Origin of the sequence: Streptomyces sp. NPDC051563, from assembly GCF_044454225.1 — a bacterium.
Classification (GTDB): domain Bacteria; phylum Actinomycetota; class Actinomycetes; order Streptomycetales; family Streptomycetaceae; genus Streptomyces.
On sequence record NZ_JBITDL010000016.1, the window covers coordinates 200,853 to 220,101 of the forward strand.

The following is a 19,249-nucleotide window of genomic DNA, read 5'->3' on the forward strand; positions in this document are numbered from 1 at the left end:
CGCGGACGTCCGTGCGGCTGGGGCGCGGACGTCCGTGCCGGAAGGGGGACCACGCGGGCCGGGCCCGGTGGGTGGGCCCGGCCCGCGCTCGGTCCGGCCCGGCCGGGGCCCGGCGACCAACCAGGAACCGGCGGAGCCGAAGCGCGCCGCCCGCCTGCCGTGGAGTGTCGGGCAGACAACAGGACGGGCGGCGCGGTGTGCGGGTCGTCGCACTGTACGAGGGGGAGCCGACGACCCGGGCTACCTCTTGGCGAGGCCCTTAAGTGAAGCGCTCGGACGGACCCCCGCGGGAGGGTGCGTATCGCATTTATGCGCGTACTCCGTTCACACCCCGTGTGAACCCCGCACCCACTAGCCTGGATGCGACGAGCCCTTGGAGCGGCCATGCAGCCCAATGCACTGCTCGACGCCCTCCTCGCCGAGGCGGGAATGTCCCATGCCGGACTCGCCGCTTACGTGAACCAGGCGGGCCGCACCCGCGGACTGGCCCTGCGTTACGAACACACGGCCGTGGCGCGGTGGTTGAAGGGCCAGCGACCGCGCGGCCAGGTCCCGGACCTGATCTGCGAGGTGATCGGGGGACGGCTGCGGCGGCCGCTCTCCCTCGACGACGTCGGGTTCGGGCTGCCCGGACAGCCCGCCGATCCCCAGGGGTCCCCGCTCAGCGGCTTCGTCGACCGGGCGGCCGCACTGTGGCGCTCCGACGGCAACGGCCGCCAGCCCCTCGACGCCGGGGCCCTGACCGGCACCCCGGCGGTGATGCCGGTGTGGGAGTGGGAGAACCCGCCGGAGGACGCCGACGTGTCGAGGGAGGGCCCCAACCGGGTCGGACCCGAGCACGTGGAGATCCTCAAGGCCGCCCGCGCGCACTACGAGCTGATGTACCGCAGGGCCGGCGGCGTGGCCACCCGCGACCGGGTGGTCCGCTTCCTCGGCACCGAGACCGCCCCCATGCTGCGCGGCAGCTACTCCGACGGCCTCGGCCGCAGCCTGCACCGGGCGGGCGGTTCCCTGGTGGCCGTCGCGGGGATCTGCGCGTACGACTCGGACGCGCACGGGCTGGCCCAGCGCTACTTCCACCAGGCGCTGAGGCTGGCCAAGGCGAGCGGGGACCGGGGGCTCGGGGCCTATGTGATCGCGCTGATCGTCAATCAGTCCCTCCATCTACGGGAGTTCCGCCAGGCCGTGGCCTTCGCGGAGGCCGCCCTGCGCGCGGCCGGCCGGCACATCACCCCGGCCCTGGCCGCCGACCTGTACGCCATGCAGGCCAAGGCCTACGCCCAACTCGGCGATGCCGCGGCCGCGTTGGCCTGCATCCGCAAGGCCGAGGCGGCGGCGGAACGGATCCGGCCCGGCACGGAGCCGGACGAGACGGGGTACGTGCAGCCCGGGCTGGTCAACGTACAGGTGGCGGAGGCGCTGCTCGGCATGGGCGATCTGCGGGCGGCCCGGGAGCAGGCGTCGGCGGCCGTCGGCACCCCCGCGCACGACCGGGGCCGGGTGCACCGGCTCGCGATGCTGTGCGAGATCCAGCTGCGCCAAGGCGAGGCCGACCAGGCAGTGGCCTCGGCGGCCGAAATGGCCGAGCGGGCCAAGGGGATGGAATCACTGCGCCTGCGCGACCGGCTGCGCGCGGTCCGCGAACAGCTGCTGACCAGCGGTTGTTCGGGAGCCGAGGACACCGCCGAACTCATCGACGGGGCGCTGCGCGTTCCGCTGTGACATCCCCCGTGGCGTTCTCTGCGCCGCCCTTTGCGCGTTCCCCTGGGCCGGGGTGAACTGCTGCCATGTTGCCACCTACTCGATCGGAAGGTGGCAGAACCGTGCAGTGGATGAACCTGAGTGAGCAAACCGTGTACACGAACCGCTGGTTCGACGTGAATCTCGCCGATGTGGAGCTCCCCGACGGCAGGCACCTGGACCACTTCGTGATCCGGCTGCGCCCGGTCGCCGTCGCCACGGCCGTCAACGCGGCCAACGAGGTGCTGCTGCTGTGGCGCCACCGCTTCATCACCGACAGCTGGGGCTGGGAACTGCCCGCCGGGGTCGTCGAGGACGGCGAGCCGGTGGAGCGGGCGGCCGCCCGCGAGATGGAGGAGGAGTCGGGCTGGCGGCCCGGACCCCTGCACCACCTGATGACCGTCGAGCCGTCCAACGGGCTGACCGACGCCCGCCACCACCTCTACTGGGCGGACGGGGCCACGTACGTCGGCCACCCCGAGGACGACTTCGAGTCCTCGCGCCGCGAGTGGGTACCGCTCAAGCTGGTCCCCGACATGATCGCGCGCGGCGAGATCCCGGCCGCCAACATGGCGGCCGGGCTGTTGCTGCTGCACCACCTGCGGCTCGGCTGAGCCGCACGCGGCCGGCTGTGCGGGCCGGCCGTGCGGATCAGCCGTGCGGGCCGGCCGTGCTGATCAGCCGTGCGGGCCGGCCGTGCTGATCAGCTGTACGGGTAGAAGCCCGAGCCGGTCTTGCGGCCGAGGCGGCCGGCGTCGACCATGCGCTGGAGCAGCGGGGGAGCCGCGTACAGGGGCTCCTTGAACTCCGCGTACATCGAGTCGGCCACCGAGGCCACCGTGTCCAGGCCGATGAGGTCCGCGAGCTTCAGCGGGCCCATCGGGTGGGCGCAGCCCAGCTCCATGCCGTTGTCGATGTCCTCACGGCTCGCGATGCCCGACTCGAACATCCGGATCGCGGACAGCAGGTACGGAATGAGGAGCGCGTTGACCACGAAGCCGGACCGGTCCTGGGCGCGGATCGCGTGCTTGCCCAGCGCCTGGCCGACCAGCGCCTCGGCGCGCTTGATGGTCTCGTCGCTCGTGGTCAGCGCCGGGATCAGCTCGACGAGCTGCTGCACGGGGGCCGGGTTGAAGAAGTGGATGCCGATGACCTGGTCGGGACGCGAGGTCGCGACGGCCAGCTTGACCAGCGGGATCGAGGAGGTGTTGGAGGCGAGGATCGCGTCCGGGCGGGTCACCACCTGGTCGAGGACCTGGAAGATCTCCGTCTTGACCTGCTCGTTCTCGACGACCGCCTCGATGACGAGGTCGCGGTCGGCGAACTCGCCGAGATCGGTGGTGAACGACAGGCGGGCCAGGGTCGCGTCCCGCTCCTCCTCGCTGATCTTGCCGCGTTCGGCGGCCCTGGTCAGGGAGGTGTGCAGCCGGGTCCGCCCGAGTTCGAGTGCCTCGCCGGTGGTTTCGGCGACCATCACCTCGAGCCCGCTCCGGGCGAACACCTCCGCGATGCCCGCGCCCATCTGGCCACAGCCCACTACGCCGACGCGTGCGATGTCGTCTGGGAGGTCCGTCACATCGTGCCTTTCGCTGCTCTCCATCGCGGGTCCCCCGTACTGGTGCAGTGGTAACTGCGTTCCGGCGCCCGCCACGCCCCCCGACGTTACCCCCGTCCTTGCCCGGCGTGGCGGGCTGGGGCGGGCATGCTGGGCGGACACGAGGCAATGTCACGGAGCGGAACGGAGTGGTCACATGGCGTCCATCGGGAGGCGGAGGATGCTGGCCGGCGCGGCGGGGGTGCTGGCGGCGGTGGCGGCGGCCCCCGCGCGGGCGGCCGGGCGGCCGGAGCCGGGCCCGGCCGGCGAGGGGGAAGGAGTGCGGGGGGCGGCCGCGCCGGCGTTCCGCGGGATGTGGGTCGCCTCCGTGCAGAACGTGGACTGGCCCTCGCGGAGCGGGCTCTCCGCGCGGGAGCAGCGCGCCGAGCTGCTGGCCCTCCTCGACACCGCCGTCGCCCGCCGCCTCAACGCGGTGATCCTCCAGGTCCGGCCGACGGCCGACGCGATGTGGCCCTCGGCGCACGAGCCCTGGTCGCAGTGGCTGACCGGCGAGCAGGGGGTCGACCCCGGCTGGGACCCGCTCGGCACGGCCGTCGCCGAAGCGCACGCCCGGGGGCTGGAGCTGCACGCCTGGTTCAACCCGTACCGGGTGGCCAACCACACCGACCGGAGCCTGCTCGCCCCCGGGCACCCGGCCCGGCGCAACCCGGGCTGGACCGTGCCCTACGGCGGCAAGCTCTACTACAACCCCGGGCTGCCGGAAGTCCGCCGCTTCGTGCAGGACGCCATGCTCGACGCCGTCGCCCGCTACCCCCTCGACGGGGTGCACTGGGACGACTACTTCTACCCGTACCCCGTCGAGGGCCGGGATTTCGACGACGACGCCGCCTACGAGCAGTACGGCCGGTCCTTCGCGACCCGCGCCGACTGGCGCCGCCACAACACCGACACCCTGGTCCGCGAGATGTCCGAGCGGCTGCGGGCGCTGCGCCCCGCGACGCGGTTCGGCATCAGCCCCTTCGCCGTCTGGCGCAACTCCGACCGCGATCCGCTCGGTTCGCCGACCCAGGCCGGCATCGGCACGTACGACGACCTCTACGCGGACACCCGCAAGTGGGTGCGCGAGGGCTGGATCGACTCCATCGTGCCGCAGGCGTACTGGCAGATCGGCCACCCGTCGGCCGACTACGCCGCCATCGTCCCCTGGTGGGCGCGGACCGTCGCCGGCACCCGCGTCCAGCTCTACGTGGGGGAGGCGCTGTACCGCTGCGACGCGGAGAGCTCCACCGCCGCCTGGCGCGATCCGCGCGAACTCTCCCGGCACCTGCGGTTCGCCGCCGGATACCCGGAGGTCCGCGGCCACGCCTACTTCTCCGCGAAGCAGGTGGACGCGGACCCCAACGGGGCGATGGCCCGGGTGGTCGCCGACCACTATCCGACGGCGGTGGCCGTGCCGCCGCGCTGACCCGGCCGTCCGCCGATCCGGCCGTCTGCCGATCCGGCCGTCCGCCGATCCGGCCGTGTGCGGGCCCCTCGGGGGCGGCCCGTCAGCGGTCGGTCCGTCAGTGGTCGTGGTCGGCGGGGTGCGTCACGATGCAGTCGGGGCCGGGGGACATGACGGCCTCGTGTCCGTCCGTGAAGCGGACGCGGTAGGGAGGGGTGCCGTTCTCTCCCAGGACCTGGGTGATCTCACCGACCTTGTCGTGCTGGCCCACGATCCTGCCGTGCTGAACCAGCTGGTCGCCCTCGGTCGCGCGCATGCTGACCTCCTCGGTGGCGGTCCGATCCGGTGCTAGCAGTTTAGGTCGTTCGGCCCACTTTTGACCCGTCGGGCCGCTGCGTCACGGCGATGCAGACGAGCACCGCGCAGGCGGCGACGGGCGCGGCCGGGGACAGGGTTTCGCCGAGCAGCAGCACCGACCACATCAGGGTCAGCAGCGGCTGCGCGAGCTGGAGCTGGCTGGCGCGGGCGGCGCCGATCTCGGCCATGCCCCGGTACCAGACGTAGAGGCCGAGGAAGGCGGAGCCGAGCGCCACCCAGACCAGCCCGGCCACCCCGCGGCCGGTCAGCTGGACCGGGTCGTACGCGAGCCCGAGCGCGGAGCCGGCCACGCCGATCGGCAGGCACAGCACCAGCGCCCAGGCGATCACCTGCCAGCCCGGCAGCAGCCGGGCCAGCCGCCCGCCCTCGGTGTACCCGGCCGCGCACACCAGCAGCGCGGCGAACAGGAAGGCGTCGCCGGCCGAGAGGGCGCCGCCGCTCTGGGCCACCGTGAAGCCGAGGACGACGACCGCGCCGGCCACGGCCGCGGCCCAGAACCTCCGCGAGGGCCGGGCTCCGGTACGCAGCGAGGAGACGACGGCCGTGGTGAGCGGGAGCAGCCCGACCACCACGGCGGCGTGCGAGGTGGTGGAGGTCTGCAGCGCCAGGGTGGTCAGCAGCGGGAAACCGACGACCACGCCGCCGGCCACCACCACCAGGCCCGCCCAGTGGGCGCGGTCGGGCACCCGGACGCGCAGGGCCAGCAGGAATGCGCCGGCCGTCAGGCCCGCGAGCAGACAGCGCAGGCCGAACAGGGACCAGGGGCCGAAGCTCTCCAGGCCCCAGGCGGTGCCGGGGAAGGTCAGCGAGAAGGTGACGACTCCGGCCGCGGCGAGGGCGGTGCCGCCGAGCGCGGGCCGGGACCTTCCGGCTTCGGCGCCTCGAACTGCTATCGCGTTGGAGAGAGTAGCGCTATTCTGTGCTGTCATGTACGAGCGTAGCAGCGTGGCGGAACTGGCGGAATCCCTTCGAGCGGAGCTGAACCGCTACTCGGTGGGTGGAAAGCTCCCGTCGAGCAGGTCCCTGGTCGAGCAGTACCGGGTCAGTCCCGTCACCGTCTCCCGGGCCCTCGCCCAGCTCGCCGCCGAAGGCCTCGTGGTCACCCGCCCCGGAGCCGGGGTCTACCGGGCGCAGCCCCGTACGCACGCCCCCGCACCCGGCGACACCTCCTGGCAGGCCGTCGCCCTCAGCGCCGAGGACGCCGGCGAGGTGGTCCCGCGCTCCGTGGACGCCTCCGGGGTGCTGGTCACCCTGGCGGCCCCGCCGGCCGGGGTCATCGCCCTGCACAGCGGCTACCTGCACGAGGCGCTCCAGCCCGAGCGGGCCATGGCGGCGGCCCTCGCCCGGGCCGGCCGGCGGCCCGGGGTGTGGGGGCGGCCGCCCGTGGAGGGGCTGCCGGAACTGCGGGACTGGTTCGCGCGGGAGATCGGCGGGGCGGTCGCGGCCGCCGACGTGCTGGTCACCGCGGGCGGCCAGAGCGCGCTGGCCACCGCACTGCGGGCGCTCGCCCCGCCGGGGGCGCCCATCCTCGTCGAATCCCCGACCTACCCGGGACTGCTGGCCCTCGCCCGGGCCGCCGGCTGCCGGCCGGTACCCGTCCCGGTGGACGCCGACGGGGTCCGGCCGGAGCTGCTGGCCGCCGCCTTCGAAGCGACCGGGGCGCGGGTGTTCGTATGCCAGCCGCTGTTCCAGAATCCGACCGGGGCCGTCCTGTCCGGCGAGCGGCGGGGCGAGGTGCTGCGGATCGCGCGCGCCGCCGGGGCGTTCGTGCTGGAGGACGACTACGCGCGCTCGCTGGCCCACGAGGACGCGGGCCCGCTGCCCGCGCCGCTCGCCGCCGAGGACCCCGACGGGGTGGTCGTCCACGTGCGCTCCCTGACCAAGGTCACCTCGCCCAGCCTGCGCGTGGGCGCCCTCGCGGCCCGGGGCCCGGTCTTCGACCGGCTGCGCGCCATCCAGGTCGTGGACAGCTTCTTCGTGCCCCGGCCCCTCCAGGAGGCCGCCCTGGAACTGGTGGGCGCACCCGCCTGGCCGCGCCACCTCAAGACCGTGGCCGCCGAGCTGCGCCACCGCCGGGACGTGCTCACGGGGGCGCTGCGGCGGGAGCTGCCGGAGCTGGAGGTGCCCCATCCGCCGCGCGGCGGCTACCAGGTGTGGGCCCGGCCCGGCGGGGGAGGCGACGACGCGGCCTTCGTGGCGGCCGCCCTGCGCGCCGGGGTCGCGGTCGCTCCGGGCCGCCCCTACTTCTGCGCGGAACCGCCCGGCCCGTTCGTCCGGCTCAGCTTCGCCGGGGTGTCCGGCGCGGGCGAACTGACCGAGGCCGTCCGGCGGCTGAGGACCGGACTCGGTACGGACGCCTGATCCCGTGCCGGGCGTCGCGAGGCGGACGGGAGCCCGGCGGTGCGCCTCCTCCGGAGCCCGCGGCGGGGTCCGGGCGGGCCAAAACCGGTTGATGCCCAGGTGGGGGGTGCTTAGCCTGCGGGCATGGACGACACCACAGACACCGGCGGCGCGGGCACCGACGGCACGGGCATCCGGATCACCACGCTCGCGGAGCGGCCCGAACTGGCAGGCCGGCTCTGGGACATGAAGGACTCGTGGCCCGAGTTCGCCCAGCACGACGCGCTGGCCTGGCTGCTGTACCCGCGGATGGTGGCCGAGTTCCCGGAGTACGTCCTGATCGCCACGGACGCGGACGCGGTGGTCGCCCGCGCCTTCAGCGTGCCCTTCGCACAGCACGCGCCGGGCCGCGACGGCACGCTGCCCGCACAGGGCTGGGACCGGATCCTGATGTGGGCCTTCTCCGACCTGCGGCGCGGGGTCGAGGCCGACACCGTGAGCGCGATCGAGATCAGCGTCGCCGTCGACCGGCAGGGCGAGGGCCTGTCCGGCCGGATGCTCGCCGCGATGCGGGAGACCGCCCGGGCGCGCGGTTTCACCGAGGTGGTGGCTCCGGTCCGGCCCAGCGGAAAGCCGGCCGAACCGGACACCTCGATCCACGCGTACGCGTACCGCACCCGCGAGGACGGCCTGCCGCACGACCCGTGGCTACGGGTCCACGTGCGGGCGGGCGGCGTCATCGACTCGGTGGCCCCGCTGTCGATGACGATCACCGGCTCCGTCGCCGAGTGGCGGCAGTGGACCGGCCTGCCCTTCGACACGGCCGGCCCGGTCCGTGTTCCCGGCGCCCTGTCCCCGGTCCACTGCGAACCGGAGCAGGGCTTCGCGGTCTACGTGGAGCCGAACGTCTGGGTCCGGCACGCCCTTTCCTGAAGTACGCCCTTTCCTAGAGGAGGGCGATGGGGCCCGCGGCGGAGGCGGGGAGGTAGATCCCGCCGATGCCCGCGTAGGTGGCCCGGTAGCCGCGCAGGAGCTCGTCCAGCGGGATCGTCAGCCGGGCCGGGGTATCGCAGCGGGCGGCTCCGAACTGGTCGGTGACGGCCGTGCAGAGGGTCCGGCCGCCGACGGTGGTGAAGGTGACCGGTACGCCGTCCAGCCCGGCCGGGGCGTCCGCGATCCGCACGGTGGTGCTCAGGTTCCTGACCCCGAAGAGCAGCCCGTTCAGCTTCGCCGGACCGGCCGTGGCGACCGTGGCCACGGCCGGCCGGACCAGCTCGGGCGCCTCGCAGAGCTGGGCGTCGGGAGCGTAGACCTGCCCGGTGGGGCAGGCCACGACGGTGGCGACCCCGCCCCCGCACTGCACGTAGAACCGCTGGTCCTGCAGGCGCGGCAGCCTCCCGGTGACACCGCCCGCGCACGAGCCCTCGGCGGCTCCCGCGGGCGCCGCCCCCATTCCCAGCGCGAGGACCGCTCCGGCGGCCAGCGCGGTGAGGCCCTTGGAGACCCGCCCCTTGCCGATGCGTAACACCCTTGCCCCCATCTCACTCAGTGTGACGAAATGAATACGAAGTGACTATAGGGACGGGCCCGCGGCAGCCGCAACGCCCTCAGGGCATCGCCCGGGTGTACGAATACCGATGTCCGGCTCAGCGGAGCCGGGCATCGGTACGCGTGTGAGATCCGAAGAAGGCGCCTCAGCGGCCCCGGGGCTTTCCGCGCTTGCCGGTGGACTTGGCCGTGGCCTTGCCGCCCTTGGGGGCCCCGGACCTCGGGTTCCGGGCCGCCGGCTTGCCGCCCGACTTGGGGGCGGGCTTACGGGCCGGCTTCGCCTTCTTCTGCTCGGGCTCGGGCTGCGTGCGGCCGCGCCCGCGCGAGCTGTTCACGGTCCGCCCGCGCACGATCCCGATGAACTCCTCGACCAGCTCGGGAGTCTCGTCCGCCTCGGGCCACGACAGCGCGACGCGCGACTCGGGGGCGTCGAGCAGGGTCCGGTACGTGAGGTCCTTGCGGTGGTGCAGCCGGGCGAGCGACTGGGGTACCACCAGGACCCCGATGCCCGCGGCCACCAGCTCGATCGCGTCGGCCGTGGTCTCCGGGCGCTGGAGCGCGGCCTTGCCCGGCAGCTGCTCCCAGTCGAGGGTGTCGTCCAGCGGGTGGAGCACGATGTCGTCGGCCAGCTCCGCGACCGACAGCTCCTCGGCCGCGGCCATGAGGTGGTCCTTCGGGATCACGACGACCGTGGTCTCCGTGTAGAGCGGGATCGCGCTGAGCTCCGTACGGTCGATCGGCAGCCGCACGAACCCGGCGTCGGCGCCGCCGCCGCGCAGCAGCGCGGGGGCCTCGGCCGGGGTGACCTGGACGAGGGTCAGCGGAACGTCGGGCAGGCGCTCCTTCCAGATCCGGACCCACTTCGTGGGAGTCACCCCGGGGACGTATGCGAGCTGGAACGAGGGGGGTGTCCGGGAGTCTGTCACCCGGCCAGATTACCGGCCGTGGTCGGAGGTGGCGCACATGCTCGATACCCTTGACCTCATGACGTCGCACCAGACCACCCAGACCATGAAGCCCGCCACCGCGGCGAAGAAGCTGGGTGTGTACCTCGAGGCCACCCCCGCAGAGTTCCAGGAGGGTGTCGTCTCGCGCACCGAGCTGGCCGCCCTCCAGGCCGAGCCGCCCCAGTGGCTGCAGGACCTCCGGAACAACGGCCCGCACCCCCGCCCGGTGGTCGCGGGGAAGCTCGGCATCTCCATCGCCGGTCTGGCGCGCGGCGGTGTCACCGAGCCCCTCACCACGGAGCAGATCGAGGCCCTGAAGCAGGAAATGCCGGAGTGGCTCGCCAAGGAGCGCGCCACCCAGGCCGACGTCCGCAAGGAGACCGTCCGCATCAAGCAGATGCAGGCGGAGAAGGCCGAGAAGGCCGGGAAGAGCGGGAAGTAGGGCGAAGCAGGCGCGAGCCGGAAGCGGCCGGGAGGCGGCGTGACGATCGAGGACCTGGTGCGGCTGCGCCGCGCGCGGGACGTGATGGACCGCGACTACGCCGAGCCCCTGGACGTACCGGCCCTGGCGGCCGTCGCCCTCATGTCGCCCGGGCACTTCTCCCGCAGCTTCCGGGCGGCCTTCGGGGAGACCCCGTACAGCTACCTGATGACCCGCCGCGTCGAGCGGGCCAAGGCCCTGCTGCGCCGGGGGGACCTGAACGTGACCGAGGTCTGCTTCGCGGTCGGATGCACCTCGCTCGGGTCGTTCAGCTCGCGCTTCACGGAGCTGGTCGGCGAGACCCCCAGCGCCTACCGGGCCCGCCGTCACGAGGCCGGCGCCACCATCCCGGCGTGCGTCGCCAAGGTCTTCACCCGGCACGTGCGGAACTCCGCGGCCGGCAGGGGAGCGGGATCCGCGGCCGCGTCGTAGCGTCGGGTCATGACCATCAAGCTCTCGCAGTGCTTCATCGCCGTCGACGACCACGACAAGGCGCTCGCGTTCTACCGTGACGCCCTCGGCATGGAAGTGCGCAACGACGTCGCCTTCGAGGGCATGCGCTGGGTGACCGTCGGCTCGCCCGAGCAGCCCGACGTGGAGATCGTCCTCGAACCGCCGCTCGCCGACCCCGGCGCCTCGCCGGCCGACCGGCAGGCGATGGCGGAACTGCTGGCCAAGGGCATGCTCCGCGGGGTGATCTTCTCCACGGACGACGTGGACGCCACCTTCGAACGCATCCGGGCCGCCGGTGCCGAGGTGCTCCAGGAGCCCGTGGACCAGCCGTACGGGGTCCGCGACTGCGCCTTCCGCGATCCGGCCGGCAACATGCTCCGCTTCAACCAGCCCCGGAGCAGCTGACCCCCGGAGCGGCTGCGCCGGAGCAGCCGGCCCCGGAGTCGCCGGCCCCGGGGCCGCGGCCCTTCACCCGGCGGCAGTGGCGGACCACCCCGGGACCGTCGGCAGCACCTTCTCGGCCACCCGCAGCACCACCGCGTCGTCGGGCACCCCGCCGTCGGAGCGCCACACGTTCAGCTCGTAGGCGCCGCCGCCGTCCTGCGGGTCCAGGGCCACCACGAGTCCGCGGGTGGGGACGCCGATGCCGGTGCTGGCGCCGCCGCCGGCCATGCTGAAGCTGAAGCTCATGGTGCGGTCCGAGTAGAGGGTGGCCGGGCGCCCCAGGACCGTCCGCGGCGGCGCGCCGTCCCCCAGGAGCCGGGCCATGGTGGCGACCGTGAGCTGCCCGTACGAGACCTTCAGGTCCACGGTGTAGGTCTCGAACTCGACCGAGGCGGTCGGGGTGTGGATCTCCTTGCCGCTGCCGACGGGCTTGGAGGTGCTCTCGCCGCCGTTCGCGTTCTTGGCGGGCTCCCCCGGAGTGCCGAGCAGCTCGGGGAGATCGGGACGGTGCAGCGCCGCGCACAGCTGCGCCCCGGTCACCTGCCCGGCCTCGGCCGGCGCGGCCGTCTCCTCGGGGAGCCCGTGCGAGCACGTGGCGGGCTTCGGCCCGCCGGTCGAATTCACCGACTCCCCGGCCAGCCAGAGGCCCGTTCCCATGGCTGCGATCAGGGCCACGGCCGTGAGCCCCTGCCCCAGCGCGGCGCCCTTCGTGATCGTCCCGACTTCCTGGCTCATGTCCCCCACCTGCTGTGATCCCCCGATATGTGCCCGGGGAACGTAACCCGTGATCATCGAGCGGGCAAGGGAGTAACGCGGGAGGAGCGAGGCCGGATGAGAACGGATGGGGCCGGATGACCGCTTTGTATAAACGTGCGGTCGCACGTATAGTCATGCCATCGAGGAGGAGGGTCCGATGGTGGTACGTGTAGCGGTGGCCGGTGCGAGCGGATACGCGGGCGGGGAAGTGCTGCGCCTGCTGCTGGCCCACCCCGAGGTCGAGATCGGCGCGCTGACCGCGAACTCCAACGCCGGGCAGCCGCTCGGTGCGCTCCAGCCGCACCTGGTGCCGCTGGCCGGACGCGTTCTGGAGGCGACCACCCCCGAGGTGCTCTCCGGCCATGATGTCGTGTTCCTCGCCCTGCCGCACGGGCAGTCCGCCGCGGTGGCCGCGCAGCTCGGCGAGGATGTCCTCGTCGTCGACATGGGCGCCGACCACCGGCTCCAGGACTCCGCCGACTGGGACAAGTTCTACGGCGCCCCGCACGCCGGTACCTGGCCCTACGGTCTGCCCGAGCTGCCGGGCGCCCGCGCCGCCCTGGCCGGCTCCCGGCGCATCGCCGTCCCCGGCTGCTACCCGACCGCCGTCTCGCTCGCGCTGTTCCCGGCCTACGCCGCACAGCTCGCCGAGCCCGAGGCCGTGATCGTGGCCGCCTCCGGCACCTCCGGCGCCGGCAAGGCGCTCAAGCCGAACCTGCTCGGCTCCGAGGTCATGGGCTCGATGAGCCCGTACGGGGTCGGCGGCGGCCACCGGCACACGCCCGAGATGGTGCAAAACCTCAGCCCCGTGGCCGGACACCGGGTCTCCGTCTCCTTCACGCCCACGCTCGCGCCGATGGCCCGCGGCATCCTGGCCACCTGCACCGCCAAGGCGCTGCCCGGCACCACGGCCGACGCGGTCCGCGCCGCGTACGAGAAGGCGTACGCGGACGAGCCCTTCGTCCACCTGCTGCCCGAGGGCCAGTGGCCGGCGACGGCGTCCGTCTACGGTTCGAACGCCGTTCAGATCCAGGTCGCGTACGACGAGGCCGCACAGCGGATCATCGCGATCAGCGCCATCGACAACCTGACCAAGGGCACCGCCGGCGGCGCGGTCCAGAGCATGAACATCGCCCTCGGGCTCCCCGAGGAGCTGGGTCTTTCCACGATCGGAGTCGCACCGTGAGCGTCACGGCAGCACAGGGGTTCACGGCGGCCGGCATCGCCGCCGGGATCAAGGCGAACGGCAATCCCGACCTGGCCCTCGTGGTCAACGAGGGGCCGCGCCTGGCCGCGGCGGGCGTCTTCACCTCCAACCGGGTCAAGGCCGCGCCCGTCCACTGGTCCGAGCAGGTCCTGCGGGGCGCCACCGTCAGCGCGGTGGTCCTCAACTCCGGCGGCGCCAACGCGTGCACCGGCCCCAAGGGATTCCAGGACACCCACGCCACCGCGGAGAAGGTCGCCGCCGTCCTGAACGAGCAGGGGCTCGGGAACGGCGTCAACGCCGGCGAGGTCGCCGTCGCGTCCACCGGCCTGATCGGCCTCCTGCTCCCCATGGACAAGCTGCTCCCCGGCATCGAGACCGCGGCCGCCGCGCTCTCCGCCGAAGGCGGCGAGGCCGCCGCCATCGCGATCAAGACCACCGACACCGTGCACAAGACGGCCACCGTCTCCCAGGACGGCTGGACGGTCGGCGGCATGGCCAAGGGCGCCGGCATGCTCGCCCCGGGCCTGGCCACCATGCTCGTCGTCCTCACCACCGACGCCGACCTGGACAGCGCCACCCTCGACAAGGCGCTGCGCGCCGCGACCCGCACCACCTTCGACCGGGTCGACTCCGACGGCTGCATGTCCACCAACGACACGGTGCTGCTGCTCGCCTCCGGGGCGTCCGGCCGGGTGCCGGCGTACGAGGCGTTCGCCGAGGCCGTACGGACCGTCTGCGACGACCTGGCCCGCCAGCTGATCGGCGACGCCGAGGGCGCCAGCAAGTCCATCCGCATCGAGGTCATCGGCGCGGCCACCGAGGAGGACGCGGTCGAGGTCGGCCGGTCCATCGCCCGGAACAACCTGCTCAAGTGCGCCATCCACGGCGAGGACCCGAACTGGGGCCGGGTCCTGTCCGCGATCGGCACCACGAAGGCCGCCTTCGACCCGGACCGGCTGAACGTCGCCATCAACGACGTCTGGGTCTGCAAGAACGGCTCGGTCGGCGAGGACCGCGACCTGGTCAGCATGAAGGGCCGCGAGGTCCGCATCACCGCGGACCTGTCCACCGGTGCGCAGTCCGCGGTCATCTGGGCCAACGACCTCACCGCCGAGTACGTCCACGAGAACAGCGCGTACTCCTCATGAGCACTGCACGCAAGCACACCGCACTGCCCAAGGCCGAGATCCTCATTGAGGCCCTGCCCTGGCTGACCCGGCACAACGGCAAGGTCGTCGTCATCAAGTTCGGCGGCAACGCCATGATCGACGAGGACCTGAAGGCGGCCTTCGCCCAGGACGTCGTCTTCCTGCGCCAGGCCGGTCTGAAGCCGGTCGTCGTGCACGGCGGCGGCCCGCAGATCAACGCCCAGCTCGACAAGCAGGGCCTGGTCAGCGAGTTCAAGGCGGGTCTGCGCGTCACCACGCCCGAGGCGATGGACGTCGTACGGATGGTCCTGGCCGGGCAGGTCCAGCGCGAGCTGGTCGGGCTGCTCAACCAGCACGGGCCGCTGGCCGTCGGCATGACCGGCGAGGACGCGCACACCATCACCGCCACCAAGCACCTGCCCGAGATCGACGGCGAGAGCGTCGACATCGGACGCGTCGGCGAGATCACCGCGATCGACACCGGCGCGATCGAAGCGCTGCTGGCGGACGGCCGGATCCCGGTCATCTCCTCCATCGCGCGCAGCGCCGACGACCACCACGTGTACAACGTGAACGCCGACACGGCCGCGGCGGCGCTCGCCGCCGCGCTCGGCGCCGAGACGCTGATGGTCCTCACCGACGTGGAGGGGCTCTACGCGGACTGGCCCAACAGCGACGAGGTCATCAGCCGGCTCACCGTCAGCCAGCTGGAGAAGCTGCTGCCCGAGCTGTCCAGCGGCATGGTCCCGAAGATGGAGGGCTGCCTGCACGCCGTCCGCAACGGGGTGACCACCGCCCGGGTGATCGACGGGCGGGTCCAGCACTCGATCCTGCTGGAGATCTTCACGGACGAGGGCATCGGCACGATGGTCGTGCCCGACGCGCAAGCGGCCGTACAGGCAGTCGACACCCAGGGAGGGGACCCCGCATGACCGGCAACCAGGGCACCGGCAACCAGGCCACTGGCGACCAGGCCACCGGCAACCAGCAGTTCGCCGCCCGCTGGCAGGGCGCGCTGACCAACAACTACGGCACCCCCGCGCTGGCGCTCGTACGCGGCGAGGGCGCGCAGGTCTGGGACGCGGACGGCAAGCAGTACACCGACTTCGTCGGGGGCATCGCGGTCAACGCCCTCGGCCACGCGCACCCGGCCATCGTCACCGCGGTGACCGGGCAGATCTCCACGCTGGGCCACGTCTCCAACCTCTACGCCTCCGAGCCGGTCCTCGCGCTCGGCGAGCGGCTGCTCCAGCTCTTCGGCCGCCCCGGCAAGGTCTTCTTCTGCAACTCCGGTGCCGAGGCCGTCGAGGCCGCCTTCAAGATCGGCCGGCTGACCGGTCGGACCCACATGGTCGCCACCGACGGCGGCTTCCACGGCCGCACCATGGGCGCCCTGGCGCTCACCGGCCAGCCGAAGAAGCAGGACCCGTTCCGGCCGCTCCCCGGTGACGTCACGCACGTTCCGTACGGAGACGTGGAGGCCCTGCGGGCCGCCGTCACCGAGGAGACGGCGCTCGTGATCATCGAGCCGATCCAGGGCGAGAACGGCGTGGTCGTTCCCCCGGCCGGATACCTGACGGCCGCCCGCGAGATCACCCGGGCCACCGGCACCCTGCTGGTCCTCGACGAGGTGCAGACCGGCATCGGGCGCTGCGGCCAGTGGTTCGAGCACCAGGCGCACGAGGGCGTCGAGCCCGACGTCGTCACGCTCGCGAAGGGCCTCGGCGGCGGTCTCCCGATCGGCGCCGTCGCCGCCTTTGGGCCCGTGGCCGACCTGCTCCAGCCCGGCCAGCACGGCACCACCTTCGGCGGCAACCCCGTCGCGTGCGCCGCCGGCCTCGCCGTGATCGACACCATCGCCGCCGACGGGCTCCTCGACCAGGTCAAGGAACGCGGCGAGCGGCTGCGGGGCGGAATCGAAGGATTCGCACACCCGCTCGTCTCGCACGTCCGCGGAGCGGGCCTCCTGCTGGGTATCGTGCTGACCGAGCCGCTCGCAGCGCAGGTGCAGCGCGCGGCTCAGGACGCCGGCTTCCTGGTCAACGCGCCCGCCCCCGACGTCGTACGGCTCATGCCTCCGTACGTGCTGTCCGAGGCCGAGGTGGACGCGTTCCTCCGGGCCCTGCCCGGTGTGCTGGACGCAGCGAAGTCCGCCGCGGACGTGGACGGATGATCTATCGGGGAATGGGACGACGATGAGTCAGGCGCAGGAACACGAGGGGAACGGGCAGTCCGTTCCGCAGACCCGCACCGCCCGCCACCGCCGGATCGTGGACATCCTCAACCGGCAGCCGGTCCGCTCCCAGAGCCAGTTGGCCAAGCTGCTAGCCGACGACGGGCTGAGCGTCACCCAGGCGACGCTCAGCCGCGACCTCGACGAGCTCGGCGCGGTGAAGATCCGCAACACCGGCGGCGAGCTGATCTACGCGGTCCCCAGCGAGGGCGGCTTCCGCACCCCGCAGGCGCCGCTCGGCGAGTCGGCGAAGGAGGAGCGCATGCGGCGCCTCTCCGGCGAACTGCTGATCTCCGCGGAGGCCTCCGCGAACCTCGTGGTCCTGCGCACCCCGCCGGGTGCGGCCCAGTTCCTCGCCTCGGCGATCGACCAGGCCGAGCTCCGGGCGATCCTCGGCACGATCGCGGGCGACGACACCCTGATGCTGATCAGCCGTGACCCGGCGGGCGGCCAGGCCCTCGCCGACCATCTGCTGAGGCTGGCCCAGAAGGAGGGCTGACCCCTCCTCAGAACCGGGTGACGGCCAGGTCGCCCGACTCCGTGCCGATCGCGATGTGCGGGTGCCTGCGCGGGTTCGCCCAGCGCAGGACCGCGCGCATCGCGTCCGCGGGGACCGAGACGCAGCCGGCCGTCGCGCCCTTGCCGTTGACGTGCAGGAAGATGCCCGCGCCCCGGTTGCGCACGGGCTGCTCGTAGTTGAAGGCGATGACCAGGGCGTGCGCGTACTGCTGCGCGTAGGTGGTCAGGTGCTCCGCCTCGCCGGGCGCGCAGTCCGCGGGCAGCGGTTCCACCCAGCGGTTGTAGCTCGCCGAGGCGTTGTCCTGGCACCACCAGGAGTCGGGGGTCACCCGCCGGTAGGGGTACGCCGTACCGGCCGGGGCGTGCGCGATGCCGAAGGCGTACGGGAGGCCGTACAGGCCGGCCGGGGTGGTGTTCGTGCCCTGGGTCCGGGTCATGCCCTCGGTCAGCCCGTTCGCGCCGAAGCGGGCCGGCGCGCTCCCCGCCGCGTACCAGCGGCCCGCCCGCCGGTCCCACCAGGTCAGGCGCCCGGTCGTGGAGCCGGGGGCCGGAGCCACGGCGGTGATCAGCTGGCTGCCGCCGCCGGTGTCGGCGAGCCGCGCGGGCAGCGGCGGGTCGTCGTGGGGGCCCTGTACCAGCAGGCCGGTGACGATCAGTGAGGCGGCGAGGAACGCGGTACGCAGCACACGTCAGACGGTACGGGGCGGAAGGGGCAGCGGCAGCGCAGGCAGGCCGTCGACGCTCACTCCGATGAACTCCTTCTTCTCGCAGTAGGCGTTGAACTCCTCGTCGGTCTTGCGGCCGAAGTACTCCGCGTGGAGCGTGCGCTCGCCCTGGTACTCCATGAAGGGGATGGCGTACCCGCACACGTCCGCGATCCGGCGGGCCCTGACGAGGATGACCGCGCGCGCCGCGGGTCCGTCGGCGTCCCCGAACAGCCCGACGAGCCCGTCCCAGCGCGGGTCGTCGCGGAAGACGGCCTCGCCCTCGCCGTGGATGCGCACGATGTTCGGCGGGCCGGTGAACGCGCACCACATCAGCGTGATCCGGCCGTTCTCGCGGACGTGCGCGATGGTCTCGGCGCCGCTGCCGCCGAAGTCCAGGTAGGCGAGGGTCTGCTCGTCGATGACGACGAGCGTCCCGGCACGGCCCTTGGGGGAGAGGTTGACGTGGCCGTCGCCGGACAGCGGGGCGGTGGCCGTGAAGAAGATCGGCTGCTCTTCGATGAAAGCGCGGAGCCTGCCGTCGATACGATCGTAGAGCTTTCCCATGACCGGATTATCTCCTCGGCCCCCTGGAGTCGGTCACCGGGTTTCAACCGGTGAGACCGAGCCGGGAGCGGCGCAGCCCCAGTTCGTAGTCGTCGAAGAGGTGCGCGGACCGCCCGAGGAGCCCGGCCAGTTCGGTCCGGTCCGCCTCCGCGGAGCGCAGGGTGGCCTGCCAGTTCCAGCCGCGTACGATCGCCCGCGCCTGCTCCCGCAGCCCGGGGTCGGGGTCGGCCGTCAGGGCCACCGCGGCCCGCAGCTCGTGGATCCCGCGTCGTGCACGGAGCAGCCGGAAGGCGGCCCGGCGGACGTGCGCGGGCCTCGCGGGCCCGATCCGATCGGCGAGGTGGCGCTGGTCCAGTCTGCCGGCCACGAGGAGCAGGCTGAGCGCGGCCTCCCGGGCCACGGCGGGCCACGGGTCGTCCAGCAGCGGGATCAGGACCGCGTCGTCGGTGGAGACCTCCAGCCGGCGCAGACCGGCCAGGGCGGCGGCCCGGACCGACCCGGCCGGGTGGCCGAGCAGGCTCGGCAGCAGCGGTGCGTCCGCCCGCTTCGCGCACTCGCAGAAGCCGGTCACCGCGTACGGGGAGAGCCGCTCGGGGTCCTTGATCAGCGCGAGGCAGGTCGCGTAGGGGTCCCCGCCGGCCTGCGCGAGGAGCCAGCGCGCGCAGGCCCGTACGAGCCCGGAGCGGTCGGCTAGGCCGTCTCTTTCGGATCTTGTCGGCCGAGCCCGCGGCGTCCGGTGCCGTGCCCGGGCGTGCTGCCGGGGCGTTCGCGTACTGGGCGTACGT

General features: G+C 73.2%; 21 protein-coding genes and 1 pseudogene. 13 read left to right on the forward strand and 9 right to left on the reverse strand.

The features are described from left to right. The first annotated feature begins 384 nt into the window (after positions 1 to 384). Positions 385 to 1,722: a transcriptional regulator gene (locus ACIA8F_RS20850; protein ID WP_399380652.1), complete on the forward strand. Its 1,338-nt coding sequence runs from the start codon at positions 385 to 387 to the stop codon at positions 1,720 to 1,722. Positions 1,723 to 1,832: 110 nt separating this feature from the next. Beyond that, positions 1,833 to 2,354, forward strand: a complete 522-nt coding sequence (locus ACIA8F_RS20855) for an NUDIX hydrolase (protein ID WP_399380654.1) — start codon at positions 1,833 to 1,835, stop codon at positions 2,352 to 2,354. A gap of 89 nt (positions 2,355 to 2,443) precedes the next feature. Here the strand turns inward: ACIA8F_RS20855 and ACIA8F_RS20860 are convergent, their stop codons facing one another. Further along, the gene (locus ACIA8F_RS20860) at positions 2,444 to 3,340 is read right to left on the reverse strand and encodes a 3-hydroxybutyryl-CoA dehydrogenase (RefSeq protein WP_383944898.1); all 897 of its coding nucleotides are present in this window, start codon (positions 3,338 to 3,340) and stop codon (positions 2,444 to 2,446) included. 151 nt (positions 3,341 to 3,491) lie between these two features. Here ACIA8F_RS20860 and ACIA8F_RS20865 point away from each other — a divergent pair, with 151 nt between their 5' ends. Further along, positions 3,492 to 4,760: a glycoside hydrolase family 10 protein gene (locus tag ACIA8F_RS20865; RefSeq protein WP_399380656.1), complete on the forward strand. Its 1,269-nt coding sequence runs from the start codon at positions 3,492 to 3,494 to the stop codon at positions 4,758 to 4,760. A 97-nt stretch (positions 4,761 to 4,857) separates the two neighbouring features. Here ACIA8F_RS20865 and ACIA8F_RS20870 read toward each other — a convergent pair whose 3' ends face one another. Then, positions 4,858 to 5,055 carry a DUF1918 domain-containing protein gene (locus tag ACIA8F_RS20870; RefSeq protein ID WP_399380658.1) on the reverse strand — a complete coding sequence of 66 codons (198 nt, stop codon included), beginning with the start codon at positions 5,053 to 5,055 and terminating at the stop codon, positions 4,858 to 4,860. Between the two features lie 40 nt (positions 5,056 to 5,095). Then, positions 5,096 to 6,046, reverse strand: coding sequence for a DMT family transporter (locus tag ACIA8F_RS20875; RefSeq protein ID WP_399380660.1), 951 nt, complete (start codon positions 6,044 to 6,046; stop codon positions 5,096 to 5,098). Here ACIA8F_RS20875 and ACIA8F_RS20880 point away from each other — a divergent pair. Together ACIA8F_RS20880 and ACIA8F_RS20885 are read left to right on the forward strand one after the other, a co-directional pair. Continuing rightward, positions 6,045 to 7,478 carry a PLP-dependent aminotransferase family protein gene (locus tag ACIA8F_RS20880; protein WP_399380662.1) on the forward strand — a complete coding sequence of 478 codons (1,434 nt, stop codon included), beginning with the start codon at positions 6,045 to 6,047 and terminating at the stop codon, positions 7,476 to 7,478. The two genes, ACIA8F_RS20875 and ACIA8F_RS20880, sit on opposite strands and share 2 nt — an antisense overlap. A 123-nt stretch (positions 7,479 to 7,601) precedes the next feature. Then, a complete protein-coding gene (locus ACIA8F_RS20885) occupies positions 7,602 to 8,390 on the forward strand; it encodes an N-acetyltransferase (protein WP_399380664.1) in 789 nt (262 codons plus the stop codon). Positions 8,391 to 8,403: 13 nt separating this feature from the next. Here the strand turns inward: ACIA8F_RS20885 and ACIA8F_RS20890 are convergent, their stop codons facing one another. Both ACIA8F_RS20890 and ACIA8F_RS20895 read right to left on the reverse strand, forming a co-directional pair. Beyond that, the gene (locus tag ACIA8F_RS20890; RefSeq protein ID WP_399380666.1) at positions 8,404 to 8,997 is read right to left on the reverse strand and encodes a chitin binding peritrophin-A domain-containing protein; all 594 of its coding nucleotides are present in this window, start codon (positions 8,995 to 8,997) and stop codon (positions 8,404 to 8,406) included. A gap of 154 nt (positions 8,998 to 9,151) precedes the next feature. After that, complete coding sequence (locus tag ACIA8F_RS20895; RefSeq protein ID WP_399380668.1) at positions 9,152 to 9,931, reverse strand: LysR family substrate-binding domain-containing protein; 780 nt, start codon at positions 9,929 to 9,931, stop codon at positions 9,152 to 9,154. Between the two features lie 58 nt (positions 9,932 to 9,989). Here ACIA8F_RS20895 and ACIA8F_RS20900 point away from each other — a divergent pair, with 58 nt between their 5' ends. The 3 genes from ACIA8F_RS20900 to ACIA8F_RS20910 are packed head-to-tail and all read left to right on the forward strand — an operon-like array spanning position 9,990 to position 11,291. Continuing rightward, the gene (locus ACIA8F_RS20900) at positions 9,990 to 10,394 is read left to right on the forward strand and encodes a DUF5997 family protein (RefSeq protein WP_399380669.1); all 405 of its coding nucleotides are present in this window, start codon (positions 9,990 to 9,992) and stop codon (positions 10,392 to 10,394) included. Positions 10,395 to 10,433: 39 nt separating this feature from the next. Then, positions 10,434 to 10,865, forward strand: coding sequence for a helix-turn-helix domain-containing protein (locus ACIA8F_RS20905; RefSeq protein ID WP_399380671.1), 432 nt, complete (start codon positions 10,434 to 10,436; stop codon positions 10,863 to 10,865). Between the two features lie 9 nt (positions 10,866 to 10,874). After that, complete coding sequence (locus tag ACIA8F_RS20910) at positions 10,875 to 11,291, forward strand: VOC family protein (protein WP_399380672.1); 417 nt, start codon at positions 10,875 to 10,877, stop codon at positions 11,289 to 11,291. Positions 11,292 to 11,354: 63 nt separating this feature from the next. Here ACIA8F_RS20910 and ACIA8F_RS20915 read toward each other — a convergent pair whose 3' ends face one another. Continuing rightward, positions 11,355 to 12,065: a DUF6215 domain-containing protein gene (locus ACIA8F_RS20915; RefSeq protein WP_399380674.1), complete on the reverse strand. Its 711-nt coding sequence runs from the start codon at positions 12,063 to 12,065 to the stop codon at positions 11,355 to 11,357. A 178-nt stretch (positions 12,066 to 12,243) separates the two neighbouring features. Between ACIA8F_RS20915 and argC the strand changes: the two genes are divergently transcribed. The 5 genes from argC to ACIA8F_RS20940 are packed head-to-tail and all read left to right on the forward strand — an operon-like array spanning position 12,244 to position 17,173. After that, positions 12,244 to 13,272, forward strand: coding sequence for an N-acetyl-gamma-glutamyl-phosphate reductase (gene argC / locus ACIA8F_RS20920; protein ID WP_399380675.1), 1,029 nt, complete (start codon positions 12,244 to 12,246; stop codon positions 13,270 to 13,272). Further along, a complete protein-coding gene (gene argJ / locus ACIA8F_RS20925; RefSeq protein WP_399380677.1) occupies positions 13,269 to 14,441 on the forward strand; it encodes a bifunctional glutamate N-acetyltransferase/amino-acid acetyltransferase ArgJ in 1,173 nt (390 codons plus the stop codon). The genes argC and argJ overlap by 4 nt, the downstream gene beginning before the upstream one ends. Next, entirely contained in the window at positions 14,438 to 15,373 is a 936-nt protein-coding gene (gene argB / locus ACIA8F_RS20930) for an acetylglutamate kinase (RefSeq protein WP_399380679.1), read from the forward strand. The genes argJ and argB overlap by 4 nt, the downstream gene beginning before the upstream one ends. Then, on the forward strand, positions 15,370 to 16,614 hold the full coding sequence (locus ACIA8F_RS20935; RefSeq protein ID WP_399380681.1) for an acetylornithine transaminase: 1,245 nt from the start codon (positions 15,370 to 15,372) through the stop codon (positions 16,612 to 16,614). The genes argB and ACIA8F_RS20935 overlap by 4 nt, the downstream gene beginning before the upstream one ends. A gap of 22 nt (positions 16,615 to 16,636) precedes the next feature. Beyond that, positions 16,637 to 17,173 carry an arginine repressor gene (locus ACIA8F_RS20940; RefSeq protein ID WP_399380682.1) on the forward strand — a complete coding sequence of 179 codons (537 nt, stop codon included), beginning with the start codon at positions 16,637 to 16,639 and terminating at the stop codon, positions 17,171 to 17,173. Between the two features lie 7 nt (positions 17,174 to 17,180). On the opposite strand, the gene ACIA8F_RS20945 is transcribed toward ACIA8F_RS20940, so the two are convergent. From ACIA8F_RS20945 to ACIA8F_RS20955, 3 genes and pseudogenes are all read right to left on the reverse strand, one after another. After that, the gene (locus tag ACIA8F_RS20945; protein WP_399380701.1) at positions 17,181 to 17,876 is read right to left on the reverse strand and encodes a L,D-transpeptidase; all 696 of its coding nucleotides are present in this window, start codon (positions 17,874 to 17,876) and stop codon (positions 17,181 to 17,183) included. A 6-nt stretch (positions 17,877 to 17,882) separates the two neighbouring features. Continuing rightward, on the reverse strand, positions 17,883 to 18,464 hold the full coding sequence (locus tag ACIA8F_RS20950; RefSeq protein WP_399380684.1) for a pyridoxamine 5'-phosphate oxidase family protein: 582 nt from the start codon (positions 18,462 to 18,464) through the stop codon (positions 17,883 to 17,885). 43 nt (positions 18,465 to 18,507) lie between these two features. Then, positions 18,508 to 19,249, reverse strand: a pseudogene (locus ACIA8F_RS20955) (hypothetical protein); the annotation flags it as partial.

Excerpts from the sequence above, each read along its gene's own strand:
- ACIA8F_RS20900 (WP_399380669.1), top strand. The coding sequence starts at position 9,990 with ATGACGTCGCACCAGACCACCCAGACCATGAAGCCCGCCACCGCGGCG.
- argC (WP_399380675.1), top strand. The coding sequence starts at position 12,244 with ATGGTGGTACGTGTAGCGGTGGCCGGTGCGAGCGGATACGCGGGCGGG.
- ACIA8F_RS20880 (WP_399380662.1), top strand. The coding sequence starts at position 6,045 with ATGTACGAGCGTAGCAGCGTGGCGGAACTGGCGGAATCCCTTCGAGCG.
- ACIA8F_RS20915 (WP_399380674.1), bottom strand. The coding sequence starts at position 12,065 with ATGAGCCAGGAAGTCGGGACGATCACGAAGGGCGCCGCGCTGGGGCAG.
- ACIA8F_RS20870 (WP_399380658.1), bottom strand. The coding sequence starts at position 5,055 with ATGCGCGCGACCGAGGGCGACCAGCTGGTTCAGCACGGCAGGATCGTG.
- argB (WP_399380679.1), top strand. The coding sequence starts at position 14,438 with ATGAGCACTGCACGCAAGCACACCGCACTGCCCAAGGCCGAGATCCTC.
- ACIA8F_RS20910 (WP_399380672.1), top strand. The coding sequence starts at position 10,875 with ATGACCATCAAGCTCTCGCAGTGCTTCATCGCCGTCGACGACCACGAC.
- ACIA8F_RS20890 (WP_399380666.1), bottom strand. The coding sequence starts at position 8,997 with ATGGGGGCAAGGGTGTTACGCATCGGCAAGGGGCGGGTCTCCAAGGGC.
- ACIA8F_RS20850 (WP_399380652.1), top strand. The coding sequence starts at position 385 with ATGCAGCCCAATGCACTGCTCGACGCCCTCCTCGCCGAGGCGGGAATG.
- ACIA8F_RS20940 (WP_399380682.1), top strand. The coding sequence starts at position 16,637 with ATGAGTCAGGCGCAGGAACACGAGGGGAACGGGCAGTCCGTTCCGCAG.
- ACIA8F_RS20855 (WP_399380654.1), top strand. The coding sequence starts at position 1,833 with ATGAACCTGAGTGAGCAAACCGTGTACACGAACCGCTGGTTCGACGTG.
- ACIA8F_RS20885 (WP_399380664.1), top strand. The coding sequence starts at position 7,602 with ATGGACGACACCACAGACACCGGCGGCGCGGGCACCGACGGCACGGGC.
- ACIA8F_RS20875 (WP_399380660.1), bottom strand. The coding sequence starts at position 6,046 with ATGACAGCACAGAATAGCGCTACTCTCTCCAACGCGATAGCAGTTCGA.
- ACIA8F_RS20865 (WP_399380656.1), top strand. The coding sequence starts at position 3,492 with ATGGCGTCCATCGGGAGGCGGAGGATGCTGGCCGGCGCGGCGGGGGTG.
- ACIA8F_RS20950 (WP_399380684.1), bottom strand. The coding sequence starts at position 18,464 with ATGGGAAAGCTCTACGATCGTATCGACGGCAGGCTCCGCGCTTTCATC.
- ACIA8F_RS20860 (WP_383944898.1), bottom strand. The coding sequence starts at position 3,340 with ATGGAGAGCAGCGAAAGGCACGATGTGACGGACCTCCCAGACGACATC.
- ACIA8F_RS20935 (WP_399380681.1), top strand. The coding sequence starts at position 15,370 with ATGACCGGCAACCAGGGCACCGGCAACCAGGCCACTGGCGACCAGGCC.